The organism is Candidatus Polarisedimenticolia bacterium, from assembly GCA_036004685.1.
Taxonomy (GTDB): domain Bacteria; phylum Acidobacteriota; class Polarisedimenticolia; order Gp22-AA2; family AA152; genus DASYRE01.
Window position 1 is genome coordinate 51,246 of the sequence record DASYRE010000049.1, and the last position, 20,122, is coordinate 71,367.

The following is a 20,122-nucleotide window of genomic DNA, read 5'->3' on the forward strand; positions in this document are numbered from 1 at the left end:
CCGCCCTCCGGGTTCCTCCGTTTTGCGACCGGGCAGTCCGGGAATAGGATGGCGGGCATCCCGGCGATTTCGACGCAGTGACTTCATTCACTGCACAGGAGGCTCGCATGAAAATCGGCATTCTCGGATCGGGCGAGGTGGCCCGGACGCTGGCGGGCGGCTTTCTCAAGCATGGCCACGAAGTGATGATGGGAACGCGGTCGCCGGCGAAGCTCGTGGACTGGGCCAGGGAGAATCCGGCCGGGCGGGTCGGCAGGTTCGCCGAAGCGGCCCGCTTCGGGGAGGCCATTGTCCTGGCAGTGAAGGGGACGGCGGCAGCCGACGCGCTGCGCGCCGCCGAGCCGCCGAACCTGGCCGGCAAGCCGGTCATCGACGCGACCAACCCGATTGCCGAGGCGCCGCCCGTCGCCGGCGTTCTGCGGTTCTTCACGACCCTCGAGGACTCCTTGATGGAGCGGCTCCAGCGCGAGTTCGACGGCGCCCGCTTCGTCAAGGCCTTCAACTCCGTCGGCAGCGCCCTGATGGTGAATCCGCAGCTCCGAGGCGGACCGCCGACGATGTTCGTCTGCGGGAACGACGAGACGGCGAAGAAGATCGTCTACGGAATCCTGGAGCAGTTCGGCTGGGAAGCCTGTGATCTAGGCGGCGCGGAGGCGGCCCGCGCCATCGAGCCGCTGTGCATCCTCTGGTGCATCCCCGGCTTCCTGCGCAACGATTGGCGGCACGCTTTCAAGCTGCTCGCCTAGCCCCGCGGCTACCCGCCGCTCAGTCGGCGTTCGATTGCGAAATCTTCCGGATGACGTCGGCCGTCTTTTGCGGCTCGTTCAGGCGCGTGGCCAGATCGGCCTGGGCGATGATCCCGACGATGCGGTCGTCCGCGTCGACGACGGGGATGCGGCGCAGCTGATTCTCGCCCATCGCCTCGAGGGCCTTCTGGACGTCGTCGTCGGCGCGGCACGTCACCAGGCGGCGGGTCATGACTTCATCGATCTTCGTCGTCAGCACGTCACGCCCTTCCGCCACCATCTTCACCGCCAGGTCGCGGTCGGTGACCATGCCGATCAGTCGGCGGCTTTGCTCGCTTTCGACGATCGGCACCGGACCGACGTCCTCCCGCTTCATGATCTGAGCGACCTTGCTCGCCAGATCGCCCGGCATGCAAACCACTGGATTCTTGGTCATCACTTCATGGCATTTCCTCATGCTGGTCTCCTTGAGATTCTGCAGATTCTGCAGGGTCGTGGCTTGAAATCCCGGCCGTGGCTTGCCATTTTTTCCGCTCCTCAAGCCCGGGCCGGCGGGGAAGATATCTTCTTCTTTCATCCCGCCTTCTGAATCCTCTCCGAGACGATTCTCGGCCAGCATACGGTCGGGACCCATGGGGCATAACCCTACCTTAACTATCTCCTCACGGTCTCCCGCGGCCGGGAACGGCTCCGAGGGCAGGGTAGGGTTTGACCTTATGGGCCGCCGGCGTTTTCCGGCTGATACTCGCCGAGTGTGAAGCGAGGACCACGGCGAAAGGAGAGACTCGATGAGCAATATGGGGCTGCTGTTATTGATCGTCGTTCTCCTGTTGTTGTTCGGAGGCGGCGGCTATTACTGGAGTCGGCGGTGGTAGGTGTTCGCCGCGAGAACGCGGGGCCTCCCGGGCAGCGCACGGCAGGCCCCGTTCCCGGGGAGTTACTTCAGCTTCTCGCCCTTGAAGGTGTAGGTCCAGACCTCGCCGTTCAACTTCGTCCAGATCCGCTTCCCTTCGATGGTGTTCTCATGAATCGTCCCGGTCCACACCGAGGTGCCCTCCGTCGGGCTCGACTGTTCCGTCTTGAAGGTCCACTCCTTCTTGTCGGACTTCTCGACAGTATAGGGAGAAGCGTCGAACGCTCCGAGCGAGTCGGTGAGGGTCACCTTTCCGTCGGCGAACGTCATCGTGGGCTTGAACTCCTCCGCCCCCTTCCCTTTGGCCATGTCGTCCGGATGGGCATGCAGCTTCCAGCTCGTGCCGTCCAGGACCGCGACTTGATGGCCCGCCATCGCGGCGGTCGAGGCAAGAATCATAAATGCCGCAAGCCAAGCGGGATTCCTCATGCAAACCTCCTTCGGATCGAAAGTCGGTGCGGTGACCGCGCGGGGTTGTCGGCCGCCGCCCCGGCAGGATTCGGGGTTCAGGCATGCACGATACGGCAGGCACCTCCGAACGACGATGGGGTCTATACCCCATGGCGTTCACGCTCGCCAGTCGGAGCCGCGCCCTTTGAACCGGTTCTCAGGCCCGATCAACGGGCGGAGGAGTCCCTCCGCCCTCACGTCCCGGCGTCCCATGGAGCGGGACTCGTACGCTCATGATTTGGAGGAAACAATGAAAGCTCGGACTCTTCTCCTGGTGCTGGCACTCGGAATACTCATGGCGGCCCCGGCGCACGCGGGAATCCAATCCGTCGGCAGCCCGGCCGCGGCGGCGCTCCAGACGCTCCGGTTCGATCCCGCCGGCGCCTGGAACTCCCCGTTCACGCTGGCGTCGATGCAGCAGCAGCCGGCCAGCGATCCCCCCAAGAGCGTCGACGTCGACATCGACGTCAACCGCCACGAAGGCAGAGCTTGGTACCTGAATCCGGTGTGGATGGCGATTGGCGGCCTCGGCTTGGCCCTGGTCATCATCTTGATCGTGATGGCCGCGCGGGGAGGAAGCGGAGGAACGACGGTGGTCCGGAGCTGACGGCCCGATTACCGGCCTGAGGACGTCCGCTTCCCAAGGGAAGCGATCGACGCCAACTCGGGAAGATCGGGATCGGCGTCGCGCCAGGCTCGCCGCGCGGCGTCGAGCGCTCGATCGGCCCCGTTTGGATCGCCCTGGTGCCGCAGAACGAGCGCCAGGGCGAGGTGGCTTCCACCGTAGGCCGCGTCATGGTCGAGCCTCTGCTTCGCCGTGTACTCGGCCAGATCCCAGCGGATCTTCCGTCCCGGCCGGAACCGGAGAAGCCATGAAGACCGTCACGGCCAGGATCGTCGCGACAACGGTTCGGATCATGGCGCGTCCTCCGTTTCCCGAGAGGCATCGAGCGGCCCGGCCGTCACTTCTGGAGATACTTCCAGTTTCGGACTTTTCCTTCGGCCATCCAGGCGACGGCGGTCTCCAGCCGGCGCCGGCGCGTCGCCTCGGTCTTCGCCTCCGTCATCCACTCCACGTATTCCCGCCGGTGGCTCGGGCTGAAGCCTTCGAAGATCGTCCGAGCCTTGCGATTCTTGCTCAGGGCCACCTGAAGGTCTTCAGGGACCCGCAGCGAGCGCCCGCTTTTGGGCTTCGGGCGCGGCAGCTTCACCCCGGCGTCGTTCAGCGCGACGGCGTCCTTGACGTACCGCCTCAGCGCCTTCTCGCCGGGCAGGTCCGATAACGACGTGATCCGGCCGAATTCCCCCATCGCCGTCTCCCGGATCGCGGCGCGGCCCTTGTGCTTCTCCGCCAACAGCGTCCCCTTCCAGAAGCCGAAGGCGCAATGCTGCTTGAAGGAGGCCATGCTGCAGAGGATCCCCTTGTGCATGAAATGGGGAAAGCCCCATTTCAACGTCTCGTCCACCTCGGGACAGGCGGCATGCACGACCTCGCGAAGATGATTCAGGATGGGGCGGGCGAAAACGGCTGACTTCTCGATGTAGGCGTCGACGCGCGGATCCTTTCGTCCCATAGGGCGCTCCCTCTCCGATCGATGTGGGTCCGACCTCTCCGCGTGGTGCTCGGCTCGACTCGTCAAGCAGGCTGCCCCGGGCGCAGGCTCAAGACGCCCGTCCGGTTTGCGCCGCGAGCGCTTTCCGATGGACCAGATCGGCGGCGGCCACGTCTTCCACGGCGACCCCGACCGATTTGAACAAGGTGATCTCCTGATCGGAGCCGCGCCCCGGCCGGGTCCCGGCGAGGACCTCACCGATCTCGGCGAAGACGCTCCCGGCGGCGATGACGTCGCCCGACTCCCGTCCCGCCGCTTCCCGCGATTCGACGTAGAGGCGGGCGGCGCGCAGCGCGGCGTCGTCCAGCTCCCTCCAGTCGGGTCGGCAGGCGCCCACCGCGTTGACGTGCGCCCCGGGGGAGAGCCAATCGCCGCGCAGGACGGGCTGCGTCGAGCTGGTCGCCACGACGACCACCTCCGCGCCGCGGACCGCCTCCTCCGCCGTCGGCGTGGCGCGGATGCCGTGGCGCGCCATGAATGCGGCGCCGCTCCGGGGGCTCCACACCCGGACGTCCCGGAACTCCCGGATCAAGCGCAGCGCCTCAAGGTGGCTGCCCGCCTGGACTCCGGCTCCCAGAAGCGCCAGGACGGAGGCCCCGGGACGGGCCAGGCACCGCGTGGCGACGGCGGAGACCGCCGCGGTGCGCATCTCGGTGATGAGGCGGCCGTCGATCACAACGAGCGGCTCCCCCGTCTCGGGCCGGAAAAGCAGAATCACCGCGTGATGCGTCGGGATGCCGCGATTCCCTGGATAGAACGTGACGAGCTTGGCGCCGAGGGCGCCATGATAGGCGGGCATGCTTCCCAGGAATCCGGCGTGCTCGGCGACGTGCAGCACCGTCCGCAACGGCTGCACCGCCCTGCCGCCGGAGAGGCCGGACAGGGCGCGCTCCATGGCGGGAATCAGATCCTCCATTCGGAGCAACCGGCGCACGGCCTCTTCATCGACGATCATCGGAAGGATCATCGGCGTCACTTTCCCTCCGCCACGCCGAGCGCCTGGTAGAGCGCTGAAGACTGGTACACGACCCCGTCCTTCACGACGGTCTTCACCCGCCGGAGGTCGCCGACGCGCCGGGAGGGATCCCCGTCGATGAGAATCACGTCGGCGAACTTGCCGGGCGCGATCGATCCATACCAGAAATCCCGGTGCATGACCCGGGCGGCGCCCAGCGTCGCAATCTGCAGGACCCGCGGTGCCGGAATGCCCGCCTGCTCGTAGAGCTCCAGCTCCCGGAGCAGGGAAAAACCGGCGAGCGAGTCGGTGCCCGCGACGATGCGAACGCGAGCGTCGTCCAAGGCTTTGGCCATCCTCAACATTTGGCGGAAGGAATCCTGATAGCGCCGGTCCATGCCCTCCGGGACCGCCAGCCCTCCGTAGAAGAAGCCTCTGCGGATCTGCGAGGGCACCCGGTCGGCGACCTCCGCGAATCCCGGCGCGACCTTCCCCGGACGGGCCGTGAACATCCCTTCGAAGACGTTGAGCGTCGGATCCACGACCGTCTGGCGCTCCCGGAGCAGGCGGATCAATGCCTTCACCGGTGAGGAGTCGACGTCGATTCCAGCGCCGCGCGCCGCGACGGCCGTGAAGCGAGCCGGCGTGCGGGTGTCCTTCACGTCCGGCATGAAATTCAGGAAGATGAAATTCATGTGCTGGATCTCGTCGGCGCCGGCGCGCACGAACTGCTGGGCGTTCATGAACGCCGGCACGTGTCCGCTGACACGCAGCCCGCGACGTTTGGCCATCACGACGATCGGCGAAACCAGCGCCGGCTTGATCGAGCTGTAGATCTTGATCTGGGCGTAGCCGAGCGTGGCGTATCGATCGATCGCCTCCCGAGCCTCCGCCTCCGAATCGGCGAAGACCTTCGTCGGCGCGGCGTAGGGGCCCCGTCCGTCCAGAATTCCGGCCATCAGCACGCGCGGCCCGATTTCGGTGCCGTGGTCGAACCGTTCGCGCAATGCGAGGAGACGCTCGCCGTCGTTGCCGAGATCGCGCACCGAGGTCACGCCCGCCCCCAGGTGGAGCAGACCGTCGTTCGGCTGCAGATGAACGTGCATGTCCCACAGACCGGGCAGGAGAGTTCGGCCGGCCGCGTCGACCACCTCGGCGCCCTTCGGAAGGACGACCTTGCCGTCCGCTCCGACAGCGGCGATCCGCTTTCCCTTGATCACGACGGTGGTCCCGGGACGCATGCTCGCCCGAGCGCTGTCGAACACGTTGGCGTGGACGAACACCAGAGGCCCGGCCGGCCGGTAAGCCAGCGTCTGCGCCAGCGTTTCCGCCCGCCGTTCGTCAAATTCATCCTGCGCCGTCGCCAGAGCCTCGACCGCCGGTTCCCAGCCTTCCCGAACGACGGCGAGCCAGCTGCCGTTCACCACGGCAAAGAACTTCCCGTCCTGATCGAGCCAGAGGGGGCTCGGCGAGAAGTCGAGTCCGGTTATGGCGAACTGCACGACGGTGCGTGACTTCCCTTCCACCTCGATTTTCAGCTCACCCCGCTTGTCGATGGCGGCATTGCCGGCGGGCAGAAGGGGAAGGCGGCCTCCGGCGGCCAGCAGCGCCCGGGCCAGAACGGCGCTCTCTTCCGGAACCCCCGAAAGGCTCACGTAGAATGCCTTTCCGGAGATCTCCCTCTCACCCGCCTCGGCGCGGTTCTTCCAGCGGGCCTTGCCTTTCGCCCGGTAGAAACGCTCCTGGACGGGCGCCTTCAGGTAGTCGTTTCCGGAATTCTCCAGTCGGACGGGAAGACCGTTTTCGTCGAGGACAATCTTTTCATTGACTTGCGGACCCCGGCCGCGGTCGTTGTATTCCCAGTACAGACGAAGGCTGCCGTCCGGATTCACGGAGGAGGTCGCGAAGCCCGCCTTGTTCCCCGCCAGCAGGATCGTGTAGCGGACAGAGCGCGCCTTCCCCGGGAAGCCAACCGGCGGTGCGGACGCGGCCGCCGCGACCACCATCGGCAGAACGACGATCCACGCCAGCCTTTTCATGCTCAGCCCCTTCGCCGTCGATTCAAATGTACATCTTCAGCCGCGGCCACGCCTCGCGGATCGACATTTTGGGACGGCGGGCGATGGAGACGTCCAGGCCGCGCTCGTAGGGCATCGACCAGGGCGAATCGGTCTGCCCGACGATTTCGATTTCCTCGAAAAACTCCGCGTTGTCCTGGCGATCGCCGCCGATGATGATGAGGACGTTCCAGTCGTCGCCTCCCGGGCCCCACAGCCAGTAGCTGTTGTGGCCGCTCAGCGCGCGCGGCAGGCCGAGCCGGCGGCCCAGGACGTCGATCGCTCCCGCCTCGCCATAGTTCTGGCCGAACACGCGGCAGTGCCGGCGCTCGTCCGGACTCAGCCGCCGGTACGCCTCGGCCACGAGCTGAGTCATCTGCTCCCATCCGAACATGTCGGCGTAGTGCTGGGGCAGCGGGCCCATTCGATGCCGCTCCTCGGTCTTGGGCGACAGTCCCAGCGCGGACTGGTATCGCACGAAGGTCTCCACCGGCAGGATCGGCAGCGCCATCGGCAGGGCCACGAGCCCCAGCCCCACGACCAGCACGGCCAGCGCCGGCCGCATCCACCGCCGGCCCGCCGTCGCGGTCACCCCTTCCAGGGCCACTCCTCCGAGCGCCAGGAGCATCGGATAGGCGACCGCCAGATAGGAGGCGCGGCTCCGGCCGCCCGCGACGAGCAGCGCGAGGACCGCGAAGTAGATCCACACCAGCGCCCGCCAGCGCCGCCCTTCCCGGGCGAAGAGACCGAAGAGGATTCCGGCGATCCAGACCGGCGCGGCGCCCGGGTTCATCTGGAGAATCTGCTCGAGCAGGAAGCGCAGCGGCGAGACCTCCGCCATCTTCTGCGTCGTGGCGTTGTGCATGAACTCGAGGGTCGGCCATCCGTGTCGCGCTTCCCAGAGAACGTAGGGCAGGAAGATGACCCCGGCGATCCCCCCCGCCAGCCACGGCCCGATCGTGCGAAGCGCCCGGCGGTGCGGCGTCAGGAGCAGTCCCGCCAACAGGCCGGCGCCGAACCAGAGCATGCTGATCTTGTTGAGGAGTCCGAGCCCCGTCACCACCCCCAGGACCACCCAAGGTCGCGTTCCGCCACCGTCGAGAGCCCGCACTAGCGTCCAGACAGCCAGCGTCCAGAACAGAACGTCGAACGCGTTCATGGAGTAGTACCGATCTTGGCCGAGAAACACCGGGGCCATCAGCGCGCCCAGCGCCGCGAGGCCCTGCGCGAAACGCCCGCCCCCGAGCCGGCGCGCCATCAGACCGACGAGAACGATCGTCGCCACGCCGGAGAGGACCGGCACGATCCGCAGCGCCGCCAGCGAGTCGCCGAAGGCCGCCCGCACCGCTGCCAGCACGGCGATGGAAAGCGGCGGATGATCCACGTATCCCCAATCGAGATGCTCGGTGCTCGCCAGGTAGTAGAGCTCGTCCCGAAAATAGCCGTAGTGATTGATGGCGGCCAGGTGCAGCAGCAGCTTCAGCGCGGCGAGGACGCCGAGAGTTCCCACCGCCAGTCTCGGCTCGGGGCTTCGCTGCATCCTAGTTGCCTCCACGCCAACAACTCAGAGCTTCAGAGAGGATCGGCGCCTGGCCTCACGAGCGGCTCTTCAGGATGGCGGTGAGGAGGTCCTTTTTTCCCGGGATTCTCTCCAGGCGCGGATACTTTTCCCCCTCATGGTAGTCGAGGGAGTAGGCGCGGATGAACTCGCCGTTCTCGAGGAGAAGCTCCAGGGGCTTCGTCGATTTCTTCGTGGCGGCGACGGCGGCGCGGAGATTTTCCGTCGACCAGTCCTCCGACCAGCGGCGTCCGTTGACGGCGAGAATCTTCATGTCCGGCCCGACCCCCGCGTGGTGGGCGGGCTTGCCCGGAACGACATCTTTAATGGTGCCGTCCTTCGCCACCACGATTCCGAGGGAGGCGCTCAGGTCGGTCTCCTTGTCGTTTTTCTCATAGGCCTTCTGGAGAGCGGAAGGAGTTCCGGCAAAGGTGAGACGCCAGCCGCTGCGCTCCAGGCCCTGGGTCGGAGGATGGGGCGAAAGCGATTCCACCCGATCCCGGAAGAAGGCCGCCCAGTCGTAGGGAGCCACGCGGTTCAGTCCCGCCACCACATCCTCAGCGCAGGTCGTCGTCGAGGAGGGCTCTTTCGGGAACGCGATCGTCGCTGGATTCGTGATGCTCCAATCCGAAGTGAGCCACACCATCGCTCAGCGCGAAGAGAAACCGGTAGGAGCGGTAGTGACGCGCGCCGAAGAGCGCCCCGGCTTCCGCGACGAGACGGTCGTACGAGGCGCGTGTCTGGGGAGGGACCTGGAGCGCCTCGTCGCTCTCTGCGGCCATCTCCACGAAATGAGGGACGGCGCTTCCCTTGCCGATGGGCAGCTCACGGAAATGAGCCCCGCAGATCACGGGAGAATCCACCAGCGTCTCGAGCGAGACGGCCTCGAACAGAGTCCTGCGCCCGGAGGAGGAGGCCACCGGCAAGGAGGTCCCCAGCTTCCATCCGGCGGGAAGAGTCAGGCTCGCCTGATAGAGGAGGTCCCGGACCGGAATCCCGGCCGGATAGACGAGCACCTGGTTCCAGTTGATCGTCGCCAGCTCGGAGGTGGAGGAAGCGGCGGAGCTGAATCCTTCCACGGAGGAAGGCGGGAGGAGAAAGTCGAGGGAGACCTCCAGCTCCGAGGCCCCGGTCGGAACTTCGCAGTGCAGGGTATACATCTCGGCATCGTCCCGCTTCCAGTCGACGCTCTTTCCGCCCGCCGCGAACTTCAAGCCAGCCAGATCGGTGACGGGACCGGTGGGCCCGTGCTCTCCGGGGATCCATTTCGGGTAGTTGAGCGTCACGGCGCCGGGCTGGACGGGGATCACCAGTTTCGCGTGGAGGATCTTCCGCCCCACTTCGGAGGCATCGAGGTCGAGCCTCACGGGACGCGCCGTCTCGGCCGGACCAGACGCCGCCGTGAAGGAGCCGGCCCCGAACACCCACGCCAGGCCCAGGACGACCGGATGGAGCCAGGATCTCATCAGAGCCTCCTGAGGGGAATCATGATTTGGTTGGCAAGCCGGGTCCGCTTCGGGGAATGCCCTAGCGGCCCCCTACCTTATAACGGGTGGCCCCGCGGAAAGAAATGTCCCGAGCATTTCGCCCCTCCCGGCGAGCCTTCCTTTCTGATACCCTTCGCCATCACGCAGGTTGCACAGATTGTTGCCAGGGCATCCCGGTAGATCGCCGCGCGTGAAGGAGGAAACCCCGTGCCGCCGCGAGCCCAGACGCCTCTCGTCTTGATCGCCGCGACCCTCCTCGCTCTTTGCTTCGGGGCGGGCGCTCGGCCGCTGCCGCAGGGCCCATCGGTCTCCGGCGCAGCGCCGGCTCCAGACGGACGAGCCTCACACGGGCTCAGCATGGAGGAGCTGCATCGGAACGGAGGCGTTCCGTACGGGTGGAAGTTCACGCTGCCGAATGGGGACGCGGAGCAAGGCCGCCGGGTATTCGCCGACCTCGAATGCTTCAAGTGCCATACCGTCGCCGGAGAGAACTTCCCGCCCGCTGGAGTGGATCCGGAAAACGCCGGGCCCGAGCTCACGGGGATGGGCGGCCATCATCCGGCGGAATACTTCGCGGAATCGCTCCTCACTCCCAATGCCGTCATCGTCAAGGGGCCCGGGTACGCCGGTCCCGACGGGCGTTCGATCATGCGGCTTACGCCGATTCCTTGTCGGTCACCCAGCTGGTCGATCTCGTCGCTTACCTCAAGAGTCTCACCGCCGGCGGACCGCATGGCGGCGCCGCGCCTTGCCACGATGCCTCCCCCTGAGCGTGACGGGGACGGCCGGCGCTTTCTTGACCGCCCATGCGGAGGGAGATGACGGATGCCTCGAGACGGACGATTCGGGAAAGCCTGCGCGCCTTGGATGGCGGCGCTCCTGCTGGCGGCTCCGATGGCGGCCTCGGCCCATGAGACGCAGAGCGTCGCCGCGTTCCGTCTGACCATCGGGTGGGGCGACGAGCCCGTGTTCAGCGGGCTTAAGAACAGCGTCGAGGTCGACGTGGCCGACGCTGCCGGCAGGCCCGTCACGGATCCCGGGGGCTCCCTATCCGCGGAGATCTCCTTCGGCAACCAGCGGATCGTCCTGCCGCTGCAGCCGGCCGGCGAGCGCCCGGGCAAGTTCCGCGCCTGGCTCGTGCCCACGCGATCGGGCAGCTACACCTTTCACATCACCGGGAGCTTGAAAGGCCAGGCGATCGATGCCACGTCCACCTGTTCCGACCGGACGTTCGATTGCGTCGCCGACGCTTCCGAGATTCAGTTCCCGGCGAAGGATCCCTCGGCGGGCCAGCTCGCCGAGAGGCTCGGCCGGGAGCTGCCGCGGGCGCAGCGCGCCCTGGACGCCGCCGCGAGCGCGCGCACCCTCGCGATCGTCGGGATCGCCGTCGCCGCGCTGGCTCTCGTCGGCGCCCTAGGGCTCGGCGCGCGAAAGGGCCGGAAGGGCGCCTGAGGTGGGGTGTCGCCGCGTCGTTTTTCTCGTGCTCGCCACGCTCCTGGGCGGACCCGGCCGCGACGACGCTTGGGCGCATGCGGGACTCCGACTCTCCGATCCCCTCGCGGGGGTAACGCTGGGCGACACGCCGAAGGCCGTGCGCTTGTCCTTCACGGAAAAGCCTGAAGTGTCGCTGTCGGTCATTCGCGTCCTGGACACCGACGGTGTGGCCTACCAAATCGGCCGGCCCGAACGGATTGCGGGTGACCCCCTTTCTCTTAGCCTGCGCGTCCGGCACCTCGATCGTGGCATCTACACGGTGAGCTGGCGAGTCGTCTCCGCCGTCGACGCCCATGCGACCGCGGGGGCGTTTACCTTCGGAGTTCGCGTCGCGCCCACGGGTTCGGCTGCTGCGGCGCCGACCATGAATCTGGCCGCCTCTCCCTTCGAGCTGCTGGCGCGCTGGATCCTCATCGTCGGCCTGGTCGCGCTGCTCGGGGCCGCGTCGGCAAGTGTGGCGCGCTTCGGCGGGCGGAGCGATCTGCCGCTGGCTGCCGGCGGATGGCTTCTCGCCCTGATCGGTCTCGTCCTGCTGGCGGAAGCGCAAAGGCGCAATGCCGCGGCCCCGTTCGCCAAGCTCCTGAGCACCTCCGTCGGGCGGGCACTGATCGGGCGGGCGATCGCCCTCGGCGCTGCGGGATGCGCGCTCCTCGCGGCCCGATGGGTGGCGCGGTTTCGTCGGACCGCGATGGCGGGAGCTGCGCTCTCTGCGCTCGCGGCCGTGGCGGTGCACGTCGCCGCCGGGCATGCCGCGGCCGGTAGTTGGCTGCCGGTCGTGGGCGTGGGCGCCCAGTGGGCGCACTTCAGCGCGGCGGGGATTTGGCTCGGCGGGCTGGCTGCGCTGCTGCTCGGTGTCCGGGGCGCTCCCTCGGCAACCAAGACGGTGGCCGTGCGCCGCTTCTCGAACATCGCCGCGGCCGGTCTGTTCGTCGTGGCCACGACGGGGGTCGCGCGGACCCTCGGTGAGCTTGCGTCGTGGCGGGACCTTGTCGCCACCGGATATGGCCGGGCGGTGTCGGCCAAGATCGCATTGATCGTCCTCATCGCCGCGTTCGGCGCGCTCAACCGCTGGCGCAGCGTGCCCGCGGCGGCGACCGACCTGAATCTCCTGCGCCGGTCCGGAAGCGGCGAGCTGGGTCTCACCGCGATGGCGCTGGCGGCGGCGGCCGCGCTGGGTACCCTGCCCCCTCCGGCGCGATTGGCCGTTCCGCCCGGGCTCTCCGTCGCGGGCGCCGATTTCGGCACGACGGTGCGCGTTCGCCTGACGGCTCCCTCCGACCAGCCCGGCCCTAATCGCTTCACCGTCCATGTAGACGACTACGATTCGCAGACCCCGGTGCGCGCCCGGCGCGTGAGCCTGCGATTTACGCCCCTCGACGACTCCGGAGTCGAGTCGACGTCCCTGGCTCTCTTGCCGGGTCCCGGCGATTCCTACATTGGATCGGGTGGCAATCTGTCGTTCGATGGCCGCTGGCGGGTTACGGTGCTGATCGAGCGCACCGGAGACTCTGTTGAGGTCCCGCTGGACGTCGAGACCCGCATCGCGCCACGCTCCCTCTCCATTGACCGCCTTCCGGGCCGGGCTCCCACATACATGCTGGAGCTGGCGGGTGGGCTCGTGCAGATTTCGCCTGAAGCCGAGCACGCGGGCCGGAGCAAGGTGACCGTGACCTGTTTCAACCCGCTCTCCGAAGAACGTTCGATCGAGGAGATGGTCATCACCACTGCCGCCGGCGAGGGCCCCGCGCGCCAGCATCCGGTGCGACGCTTGGGGCCGGGGCGGTTCGCCGCCGAGATCAGGCTCAGTCCGGGCCGGAACAGGATCGCGGCCATCGCAAGAGCGAGCGACGGAACCCGCCTGCGTGCCGTGGTCGATCTCGACGTGCCGCGCCACTGACGGGGACCTGCGCGGAACGCACGCGCTCTGCAACCCGAGTCCATGCTGCCGGGATGGAATTTTGCAGTTGACTTCCCTCCGGTGCTGACGTATTAGAGGGTGCGCTTTCTCCCGGTTCAGACTTTCGCGCCACCAGCTTTCTCGCAAAATTTGACCATTACCTGACTATCCGTCCAGTCGCTTCTGCGGTCGGACGAATTCACCGGCTCCCATTGTGACGATCCGAGGCGGCGGGACATAAGACATAAGCGAGACTGGCTAGAGACGACACATGCGCAGGAGGGGATGATGGGGACCTATGTTTGGCAGCGGCGCGGCCGGTTTACGCTCGTCGCTGCGGGGATCGTCGTGGTGCTTCTACTGTTGGTCGGAATACGTTTGATCGGCCCCGCGATGGCGACTTCGGGCGGCGATCCATACAGCGTCCCGCTTGCCACCGACACGAACCCGGCCGCGGACATCTTTGAAACCACGATCATCGCCGACGAGGCGACCGTGGACATCGGCAACGGTGTGATGGCGCACGCCCTGACCTACAACGGGACGCTGCCCGGCCCGGAGTTCCGGCTCAAGCCCAATGACACCGTGATCGTGCACTTCGAGAACCACCTGGAGACTCCCACCGGCATCCACTGGCACGGCATCGAGCTGAGCAACGCGAGTGACGGAACGCCCCTGACCCAGAATCAGGTCCCACCCGGTGGGAAGTTCCTCTACAAGTTCAAGGTCACGCGGCCAGGGATCTTCTGGTATCACCCCCATCACCACTCCTCCACGAATCAGGTCTTCAAGGGGCTGTATGGGCCGATCATCATCACCGACCCGAACGAACCGGCCCTCATATCCGGCGGCGTTATACCCGGTGCGTCCCAGACCTTGACGTTGGCGCTCAGCGACGTCACGGTGTGCAAGGCCCAAGGGAGCAACGATACGGCCACCTACGACGGCAATACGCAGCCGCACGTGGCCCTCGCCCCCGGATGGGCGCAGCCCAGTCCCACGCCGAAGGATCTCTGCGAGACTTCACCGATCGACGAAGAGGGAAACCCTCGCGCCGCCTTCGATGAGGGGGATATCCCGAACATCCAAACCTCCGCCCCGACGGGGAAGCCGACGAACGAAGGACAGACCGTCCTCACCAACGGCAAGAACGTCGGGGGACGGGCGGGAAATCCCGGGGCGCCCGGGGCGTTGGATGCCGGCGCGGCGACGTTCGACGTCCAGGCGGGCCAGGGGCTTCGCCTGCAGATCGGCAACACGGCGACGATCCGGTTCTTCCGGCTCCGCCTGACCGGCACGGTCGGCGGCGTCGACGGGACGCAGATCCCGCTCATCCGAATCGGCGGTGAAGGGGGGCTGCTTGACAACGCCGTCGAGCAGGGCGGCGTGATTCCGCCCGGACCTTCGCCTCCCGGATTCGACTTCAAGTACGACCTCGGCGAGATCCTGCTCGACCCGGGCAGCCGGGCCGACGTCGTGGTCGCCATCCCGCCGACGGCGACCGGCGACTTGACGCTTTGGACGGAAGACTTCTTCCGCACCGGCGGCGCCGGATGGGCGAAGCTCCCGACCGTCCCCGTGATGCACCTGCACGTGACCGGAGTGGCGGGCTCCACGTATACGATTTCCGACGGCACCGCGCTGCGCGCATCCACCGGGGATACTGTCCCGGCGCTGGGCGCGGCGACCGGCACACTCCTCGACCCGAGCCTATTCGTTCCGCCCAAGGAGGGATTGGCGAGCCAGGACATCCAGCTCACGAACAGCGCAACCGGCGGCTTCGGGGTCGACACGGTGATCGGTTCGCACGACTTCTCGGGCGACTACACCGTGGCGCCGCGCCCCTGCATGACCGTCGCGCCGTTCACCTGCACGGCGCGCTACGCCAAGCTGAACGACATCCTGGAGCTGACCGTCACCAACAAGACCGGGGCGCATCATCCGTTCCACCTCCACGGTTTCTCGATTCAGCCGCTCGACCTCACGAAAGCCGGGTCGCCGACCTACACCTGGCCGTACCATGAGTTCAGGGACAACGTCGACGTGCCCGGGGGGTACACCCTGAGGTTCAGGGTCAAGCTCGACGACCGGCCTCTGATGGACGGCACGACGATGGGCGGCGGGCTGGGCCGGTGGGTCTTCCACTGCCACATCTTCTTCCACGCCACCTTCGGAATGATCTCCGAATTCGACGTGGTCGATGCGACGGGCAACGAGCGGCCCTATGTCAATGCGGACGCGGCCGAGGTGGCGGTCGACGAAGGCCAGACCGCGACGATGAGCGGGACCTACACGGACCCGGATGGGGATGTAGTGACTCTGACCGGACCGGCGATCGGCACCTTCACCGACAACGGTGACGGGACGTGGGACTGGAGTTACACCACGACCGATGGGCCGGACGAGAGCCAGATCCTTTACGTCACGGCGGATGACGGCCTAGGTCACAAGGATCAGGTCTCCTTCCAGCTCACGGTCAACAACGTCCCGCCGACGCTCACCTTGATCACTCCCCCGACGCCGCTGACTGGCGCCCTCTACGCGCTCGGCTCGGCGAACATCGAGGTCAAGGCATCGATCACCGATCCAGGCACCGCCGATGTCCTGTCGTGCAGTTTCAACTGGGACGATGGCACTTCTACCGTCAACGCCCCGGCCGGCGGGTTCTGCGACGCGCTCCATTCGTTCACCCAGGCCGGTGTCTACACCGTAGTTCTGACCGGCTCCGACGACGACGGCGGCTCCGATTCGGAGAGCATCCTGATCGTCGTCTACGATCCGACCGCCGGGTTCGTCACCGGAGGAGGGTGGATCGACTCGCCCCCCGGCGCCTATGTGGCGGATCCATTGCTCGAAGGTAAGGCGATCTTCGGCTTCGAGTCCAAGTACAAGAAGGGCGCCACCGTGCCCATCGGGCACACCGAGTTCAAGTTCCAAGTCGCCGACTTCAGGTTCGAGTCGGACTCGTACCAGTGGCTGGTGGTGGCCGGCGCCAAGGCCCAGTACAAGGGCGTAGGCACGGTCAACGGCGCCGGCAACTTCGGTTTCCTCCTCACCGCCACGGACGGCCAGATCTCCGGCGGGGGTGGCATCGACAAGTTCCGCATCAAGATTTGGGACAAATCGGCGGGCGACGCGGTGGTCTACGACAACGTTCTTGGCGCGTCGGAGGACATCGATGTCGCCAACCCGCAAGCGATCGCCCAAGGGAGCATCGTTATCCACAAGCCCAAGTAAGCTCGGCGGCCGCGCAGGGCGGGGATTTCCCGCCCTGCGCGGCGCACGCGCCGGACTCTTCCCTACCCCGAGCCGTTTTCCTCTCAGAGTCTTGAACGACCTCATTTGATAGATAGTGCGCGCCTCCCATCGAGTTCCCTTTTCTGCTAACCTCTCCCCCGCACGTCCGGCATTGGCCAACCCGCCTCTGCCCGACAGCTCTCTCTCACCGATGATCCTCGCTCAGAACTCGACGGCGCTGCTGGAGAAGAAATGACCCTCCTCGCTGGTACGCGGCTCGGTCCCTACGAGATCGTCGGCCCCCTCGGCGCCGGCGGGATGGGCGAGGTCTACCGCGCCAAGGACACGCGCCTGGGGCGGGAAGTCGCGATCAAGGTGCTTCCCCAGCATCTGACCGACTCGCCCGAGGTGCGCGCCCGTTTCGAGCGCGAGGCGCGCACCGTTTCGAGCCTCAATCATCCGCACATCTGCACGCTCCACGACGTGGGACAGGAAGGGACCACCGACTACCTGGTCATGGAGCTGGTCGACGGGGAGACGCTGGCCGCGCGCCTCGAGCGGGGTCCCCTCGCCGTTCCCGAGGTCCTGCGTCTGGGAATCCAAATCGCCGATGCTCTGGACCGGGCCCACCGGGCGGGAGTGGTGCATCGCGACCTGAAACCGGCCAACGTCATGCTGACGCGATCGGGCGCCAAGCTGATGGACTTCGGGCTGGCCCGGGCGACGGGAATGGCGGGACCGGCGGGCGGCAGCGGTCTAACCAGGACGGCGATGGCCCCCTCGCCGACGATGGCCCAGCCGCTGACCTCGGAGGGATCCCTCGTCGGCACGTTCCAGTACATGTCCCCGGAACAGCTGGAAGGCAAGGAGGCGGACGCGCGCAGCGACCTTTGGGGGCTGGGCTGCGTGCTCTACGAGATGGCCACCGGACGGAAGGCGTTCGCCGGGAAGAGCCAGGCGTCGCTGATCGGGTCCATCATGAACGTGGAGCCGCCGCCGATTGCCGAGATTGCGCCGCTAGCGCCGCCGACTCTGGAGCGGCTGGTGCGGGCGTGCCTGACCAAGGACCCGGACGAGCGCATCCAGACGGCCCACGACGTGCGGCTGCAGCTGGAGTGGATCCGCGACGCCGGATCGCAGGCGGGCGTGGCGGCGCCGATCGCGGCGCGCCGGCGGAGTCGCGAGCCGATCGCCTGGGCGATGGCCGCGGCGGGACTGGCGGCCGCGGGAATGTTGCTCTATCTCCGCCTGACCGCGCCCCACCGGGAGGAATCATTCCAGGCATCCATCCTGCCGCCTCCCGACACGCATTTCATTCATTATTCGTCCGTCATCAGCATCTCGCCGGACGGCCGCAACGTGGTTTTCATCGCTGCCGGCGAGACCGGCAACCACCTGTGGCTGCGGCCGCTCGGAAGCGACGCGGCGAGGCTTCTGCCGGAAGGCAACCTCGGCGGAGCGATGTTCTGGTCTCCCGATAACCGCTACTTCGGCTACGCCACCCTCGGCGGGAAACTGAGAAAAGTCGCCGTGGGGGGAGGCGCGCCGACCACGATCTGCAACCTGAAATGGGCGCGCGGCGCCGACTGGGGCACGCAGGGCCGGATTATTTTTGCGCCGGCTCCCGAAGGTCCTCTCTTTTCCGTGCCCGCGGCCGGAGGGGAGCCCTCTCCGGTCACCGCTCTCGACGCCGCACGGCATCAGACCTCCCACCGCTTTCCTTCCTTCTTGCCGGACGGGGAGCATTTCATTTTCGCGGCGCTTCCCGGCGGACCGGGCGGGCTGGACCTCTTCGTCGCGTCGCTCAAATCGAAAACGGTCAAGAAAGTCATGATGGCGGACTCGGCGGCGGTTTATGCCGAGCCGGGTTACCTGATCTTCGCTCGGGAAGGGAAAATTCTGGCCCAGCCGTTCGACTCGCAGCGACTCGAGCCAAGCGGCGAGGCCGTGGTCATCGCCGACGCGCCTCCCCCCTCCGAACTGGATGCGGAGCCGGTGGCCTCCGTCTCGGACAACGGGCGGCTGGTTTTCCTGCGAGGCAGGGTCCCGTCAACTCGCCTGGAATGGATCGACCGCAGCGGCGCCGCTCGGGGCACGATCCCGCTCCCCGCCGGACCCTGGAAGATGTTCGCACTGTCTCCCGACCGCAGGATGGCGGCGTTGATGAACGGGACCGATCTCTGGCTGGTCGACCTGCTGCGCTCCATTCCTACGCGCTTCGCCCCCACCTTCTCGAAGGAGGCGAACGTCGTCTGGTTCGACGACAGCCGGCGAATCGCCTTCTCCTCCAATCGCAGCGGTCGGGCCGAGATCTACCTCGGCAGCGCCGACGGTACGGGCGAGCCCGAGATGGTTCCCACCACCGACGCACAATTCAAAACGGTGTGGGACGTCTCTCGGGACGGCCGAAGGCTGGTTTTTGGGATGCTGGGCAACAACACTTCCTGGGACCTGTGGACTCTCCCGCTGGAGAAGGGCGGAAAGCCTCAGCCCTACCAGGCGGGTCCGGGACAGGAATCGCACGCGCGGATTTCACCGGATGGACGGTGGCTGGCCTACGACAGCGATGAATCGGGACGGCTGGAAGTTTACGTCCAGTCGTTTCCGGTGCCGGAGCGTAAGACGCGGATCTCCGTCGACGGCGGCGACACTCCGGGATGGACGATGGCCGGAAAGGAGCTGCTTTACGCCAAGGAAGACACCGTCATGTCGGTGCCGATCGGCCAGGGCGCGGCTCTCGAGCCCGGGGTGCCTCGTCCTCTTCTGACCCTGCCGGAGGGGACGACCGGAGTGGCGGCGACCGCCGATGGAGAGCGCTTCCTGGTGACGGCCGGCCCCGACGCCCAGCGCGACATTCGGGTCATTTTGAACTGGACCACTCTGCTCAAGCAGTAATCTGACGCTGCCCCCATCGCGCCAAAGGGCTTGCCGCCGCGCTTTGCCGGCACTCGAGCGACGCCGGCTTGCGCTTCCGATCGCCAGTCGAATATTTTCTCCGTCCGGGCGATTCTGTACGAGATGCCCGCCGGCCGCTCCAGCGTGAAACCGCCGACTACCCGTGAGGACGGCCTCCGGGTGCTTTTGGATCGCTTCTCCCGGCGCGGCGGCGACGTCTGGATGCTAGAAGGTTTTTGACGCGGGGGCAGCGCGGGGGCAGCGCGGGCTCGGCGGGTTCGGGGTGTTTTCCCGCCGCCGGAAAGCTGCTATTCTTAGGCCCACGGTGGAGTGATGATAGCCTCCAGGACGCTGACTGGTCTCGTGCGGCAAATCCGGCGGACCCAGAGGATCCGGAAATCGGACCTCGTCTTCGGCGACTGCCTCATCGTGAAGACTCTGAACTCTTCCTATCGGATCGTCAGCCTCGGCAACGAGATGTTCCGTGTCTCCGGAGGGTGGTTCGATCGCGCCGGCGTCTCTCCGGTGACCACGCGCATCAACGGCTGCACCTGGGGAGGAAGCGCCATCCACACCGATCTGGCGGCCGGACAGGGGCTATTCCTTGAATTCGGCAATCAGGTCCTCACCACGCGAATCCGCCGGTTCCGCGTCATCCGCTCCGACCAGCCCCGTTCAATCCACTAGTGTTGCGTTTCGGAAATCATGTTAACACCGAGGTCGCCGAGGCGCCCGGATCGCAAGGCGCGCCAGAGCGTCGCGTACCCAAGGCGGTACGCAAGCGAGGCGCAACGCGGCGAGCCGGGATGGATCGGGGGCC

15 protein-coding genes are annotated in these 20,122 nt (G+C 66.9%); 7 read left to right on the plus strand and 8 right to left on the minus strand.

Annotated elements, in window-relative coordinates; all coding sequences use genetic code 11:
* Positions 1 to 107 precede the first annotated feature (107 nt).
* Positions 108 to 746, plus strand: a complete 639-nt coding sequence (locus tag VGR67_13365) for an NAD(P)-binding domain-containing protein (protein HEV8337399.1) — start codon at positions 108 to 110, stop codon at positions 744 to 746.
* 19 nt (positions 747 to 765) lie between these two features.
* Here the strand turns inward: VGR67_13365 and VGR67_13370 are convergent, their stop codons facing one another.
* Both VGR67_13370 and VGR67_13375 read right to left on the minus strand, forming a co-directional pair.
* Entirely contained in the window at positions 766 to 1,323 is a 558-nt protein-coding gene (locus VGR67_13370; protein HEV8337400.1) for a CBS domain-containing protein, read from the minus strand.
* Positions 1,324 to 1,683: 360 nt separating this feature from the next.
* On the minus strand, positions 1,684 to 2,088 hold the full coding sequence (locus tag VGR67_13375; protein HEV8337401.1) for a hypothetical protein: 405 nt from the start codon (positions 2,086 to 2,088) through the stop codon (positions 1,684 to 1,686).
* A gap of 271 nt (positions 2,089 to 2,359) precedes the next feature.
* Between VGR67_13375 and VGR67_13380 the strand changes: the two genes are divergently transcribed.
* Entirely contained in the window at positions 2,360 to 2,716 is a 357-nt protein-coding gene (locus VGR67_13380; GenBank protein ID HEV8337402.1) for a hypothetical protein, read from the plus strand.
* A 355-nt stretch (positions 2,717 to 3,071) separates the two neighbouring features.
* Here the strand turns inward: VGR67_13380 and VGR67_13385 are convergent, their stop codons facing one another.
* The 6 genes from VGR67_13385 to VGR67_13410 all read right to left on the minus strand — a co-directional run bounded on the left by VGR67_13385 (position 3,072) and on the right by VGR67_13410 (position 9,758).
* Entirely contained in the window at positions 3,072 to 3,683 is a 612-nt protein-coding gene (locus tag VGR67_13385; GenBank protein HEV8337403.1) for a YdeI/OmpD-associated family protein, read from the minus strand.
* Positions 3,684 to 3,771: 88 nt separating this feature from the next.
* Positions 3,772 to 4,689, minus strand: coding sequence for an ornithine cyclodeaminase family protein (locus VGR67_13390; GenBank protein HEV8337404.1), 918 nt, complete (start codon positions 4,687 to 4,689; stop codon positions 3,772 to 3,774).
* 5 nt (positions 4,690 to 4,694) lie between these two features.
* Positions 4,695 to 6,716 carry an amidohydrolase family protein gene (locus tag VGR67_13395; GenBank protein ID HEV8337405.1) on the minus strand — a complete coding sequence of 674 codons (2,022 nt, stop codon included), beginning with the start codon at positions 6,714 to 6,716 and terminating at the stop codon, positions 4,695 to 4,697.
* Between the two features lie 22 nt (positions 6,717 to 6,738).
* A complete protein-coding gene (locus VGR67_13400; GenBank protein ID HEV8337406.1) occupies positions 6,739 to 8,274 on the minus strand; it encodes a glycosyltransferase family 39 protein in 1,536 nt (511 codons plus the stop codon).
* Positions 8,275 to 8,329: 55 nt separating this feature from the next.
* On the minus strand, positions 8,330 to 8,842 hold the full coding sequence (locus tag VGR67_13405; protein ID HEV8337407.1) for a PDZ domain-containing protein: 513 nt from the start codon (positions 8,840 to 8,842) through the stop codon (positions 8,330 to 8,332).
* Between the two features lie 7 nt (positions 8,843 to 8,849).
* The gene (locus tag VGR67_13410; protein HEV8337408.1) at positions 8,850 to 9,758 is read right to left on the minus strand and encodes a hypothetical protein; all 909 of its coding nucleotides are present in this window, start codon (positions 9,756 to 9,758) and stop codon (positions 8,850 to 8,852) included.
* A gap of 846 nt (positions 9,759 to 10,604) precedes the next feature.
* Between VGR67_13410 and VGR67_13415 the strand changes: the two genes are divergently transcribed.
* The 5 genes from VGR67_13415 to VGR67_13435 all read left to right on the plus strand — a co-directional run bounded on the left by VGR67_13415 (position 10,605) and on the right by VGR67_13435 (position 19,989).
* On the plus strand, positions 10,605 to 11,231 hold the full coding sequence (locus tag VGR67_13415) for a hypothetical protein (protein ID HEV8337409.1): 627 nt from the start codon (positions 10,605 to 10,607) through the stop codon (positions 11,229 to 11,231).
* A gap of 1 nt (position 11,232) precedes the next feature.
* Positions 11,233 to 13,170 carry a copper resistance protein CopC gene (locus VGR67_13420; protein ID HEV8337410.1) on the plus strand — a complete coding sequence of 646 codons (1,938 nt, stop codon included), beginning with the start codon at positions 11,233 to 11,235 and terminating at the stop codon, positions 13,168 to 13,170.
* 288 nt (positions 13,171 to 13,458) lie between these two features.
* On the plus strand, positions 13,459 to 16,407 hold the full coding sequence (locus VGR67_13425; protein ID HEV8337411.1) for a multicopper oxidase domain-containing protein: 2,949 nt from the start codon (positions 13,459 to 13,461) through the stop codon (positions 16,405 to 16,407).
* A gap of 252 nt (positions 16,408 to 16,659) precedes the next feature.
* Positions 16,660 to 19,302 carry a protein kinase gene (locus VGR67_13430; GenBank protein ID HEV8337412.1) on the plus strand — a complete coding sequence of 881 codons (2,643 nt, stop codon included), beginning with the start codon at positions 16,660 to 16,662 and terminating at the stop codon, positions 19,300 to 19,302.
* A 333-nt stretch (positions 19,303 to 19,635) separates the two neighbouring features.
* Positions 19,636 to 19,989 carry a hypothetical protein gene (locus VGR67_13435; GenBank protein ID HEV8337413.1) on the plus strand — a complete coding sequence of 118 codons (354 nt, stop codon included), beginning with the start codon at positions 19,636 to 19,638 and terminating at the stop codon, positions 19,987 to 19,989.
* Positions 19,990 to 20,122 lie beyond the last annotated feature (133 nt).

Bases quoted from the DNA above. Each gene is read 5' to 3' on its own strand.
- VGR67_13370 (HEV8337400.1), bottom strand. From the start codon at position 1,323: ATGAAAGAAGAAGATATCTTCCCCGCCGGCCCGGGCTTGAGGAGCGGA.
- VGR67_13425 (HEV8337411.1), top strand. From the start codon at position 13,459: ATGGGGACCTATGTTTGGCAGCGGCGCGGCCGGTTTACGCTCGTCGCT.
- VGR67_13410 (HEV8337408.1), bottom strand. From the start codon at position 9,758: ATGAGATCCTGGCTCCATCCGGTCGTCCTGGGCCTGGCGTGGGTGTTC.
- VGR67_13365 (HEV8337399.1), top strand. From the start codon at position 108: ATGAAAATCGGCATTCTCGGATCGGGCGAGGTGGCCCGGACGCTGGCG.
- VGR67_13380 (HEV8337402.1), top strand. From the start codon at position 2,360: ATGAAAGCTCGGACTCTTCTCCTGGTGCTGGCACTCGGAATACTCATG.
- VGR67_13375 (HEV8337401.1), bottom strand. From the start codon at position 2,088: ATGAGGAATCCCGCTTGGCTTGCGGCATTTATGATTCTTGCCTCGACC.
- VGR67_13395 (HEV8337405.1), bottom strand. From the start codon at position 6,716: ATGAAAAGGCTGGCGTGGATCGTCGTTCTGCCGATGGTGGTCGCGGCG.
- VGR67_13415 (HEV8337409.1), top strand. From the start codon at position 10,605: ATGCCTCGAGACGGACGATTCGGGAAAGCCTGCGCGCCTTGGATGGCG.
- VGR67_13435 (HEV8337413.1), top strand. From the start codon at position 19,636: ATGATAGCCTCCAGGACGCTGACTGGTCTCGTGCGGCAAATCCGGCGG.
- VGR67_13400 (HEV8337406.1), bottom strand. From the start codon at position 8,274: ATGCAGCGAAGCCCCGAGCCGAGACTGGCGGTGGGAACTCTCGGCGTC.
- VGR67_13385 (HEV8337403.1), bottom strand. From the start codon at position 3,683: ATGGGACGAAAGGATCCGCGCGTCGACGCCTACATCGAGAAGTCAGCC.
- VGR67_13390 (HEV8337404.1), bottom strand. From the start codon at position 4,689: ATGATCCTTCCGATGATCGTCGATGAAGAGGCCGTGCGCCGGTTGCTC.
- VGR67_13430 (HEV8337412.1), top strand. From the start codon at position 16,660: ATGACCCTCCTCGCTGGTACGCGGCTCGGTCCCTACGAGATCGTCGGC.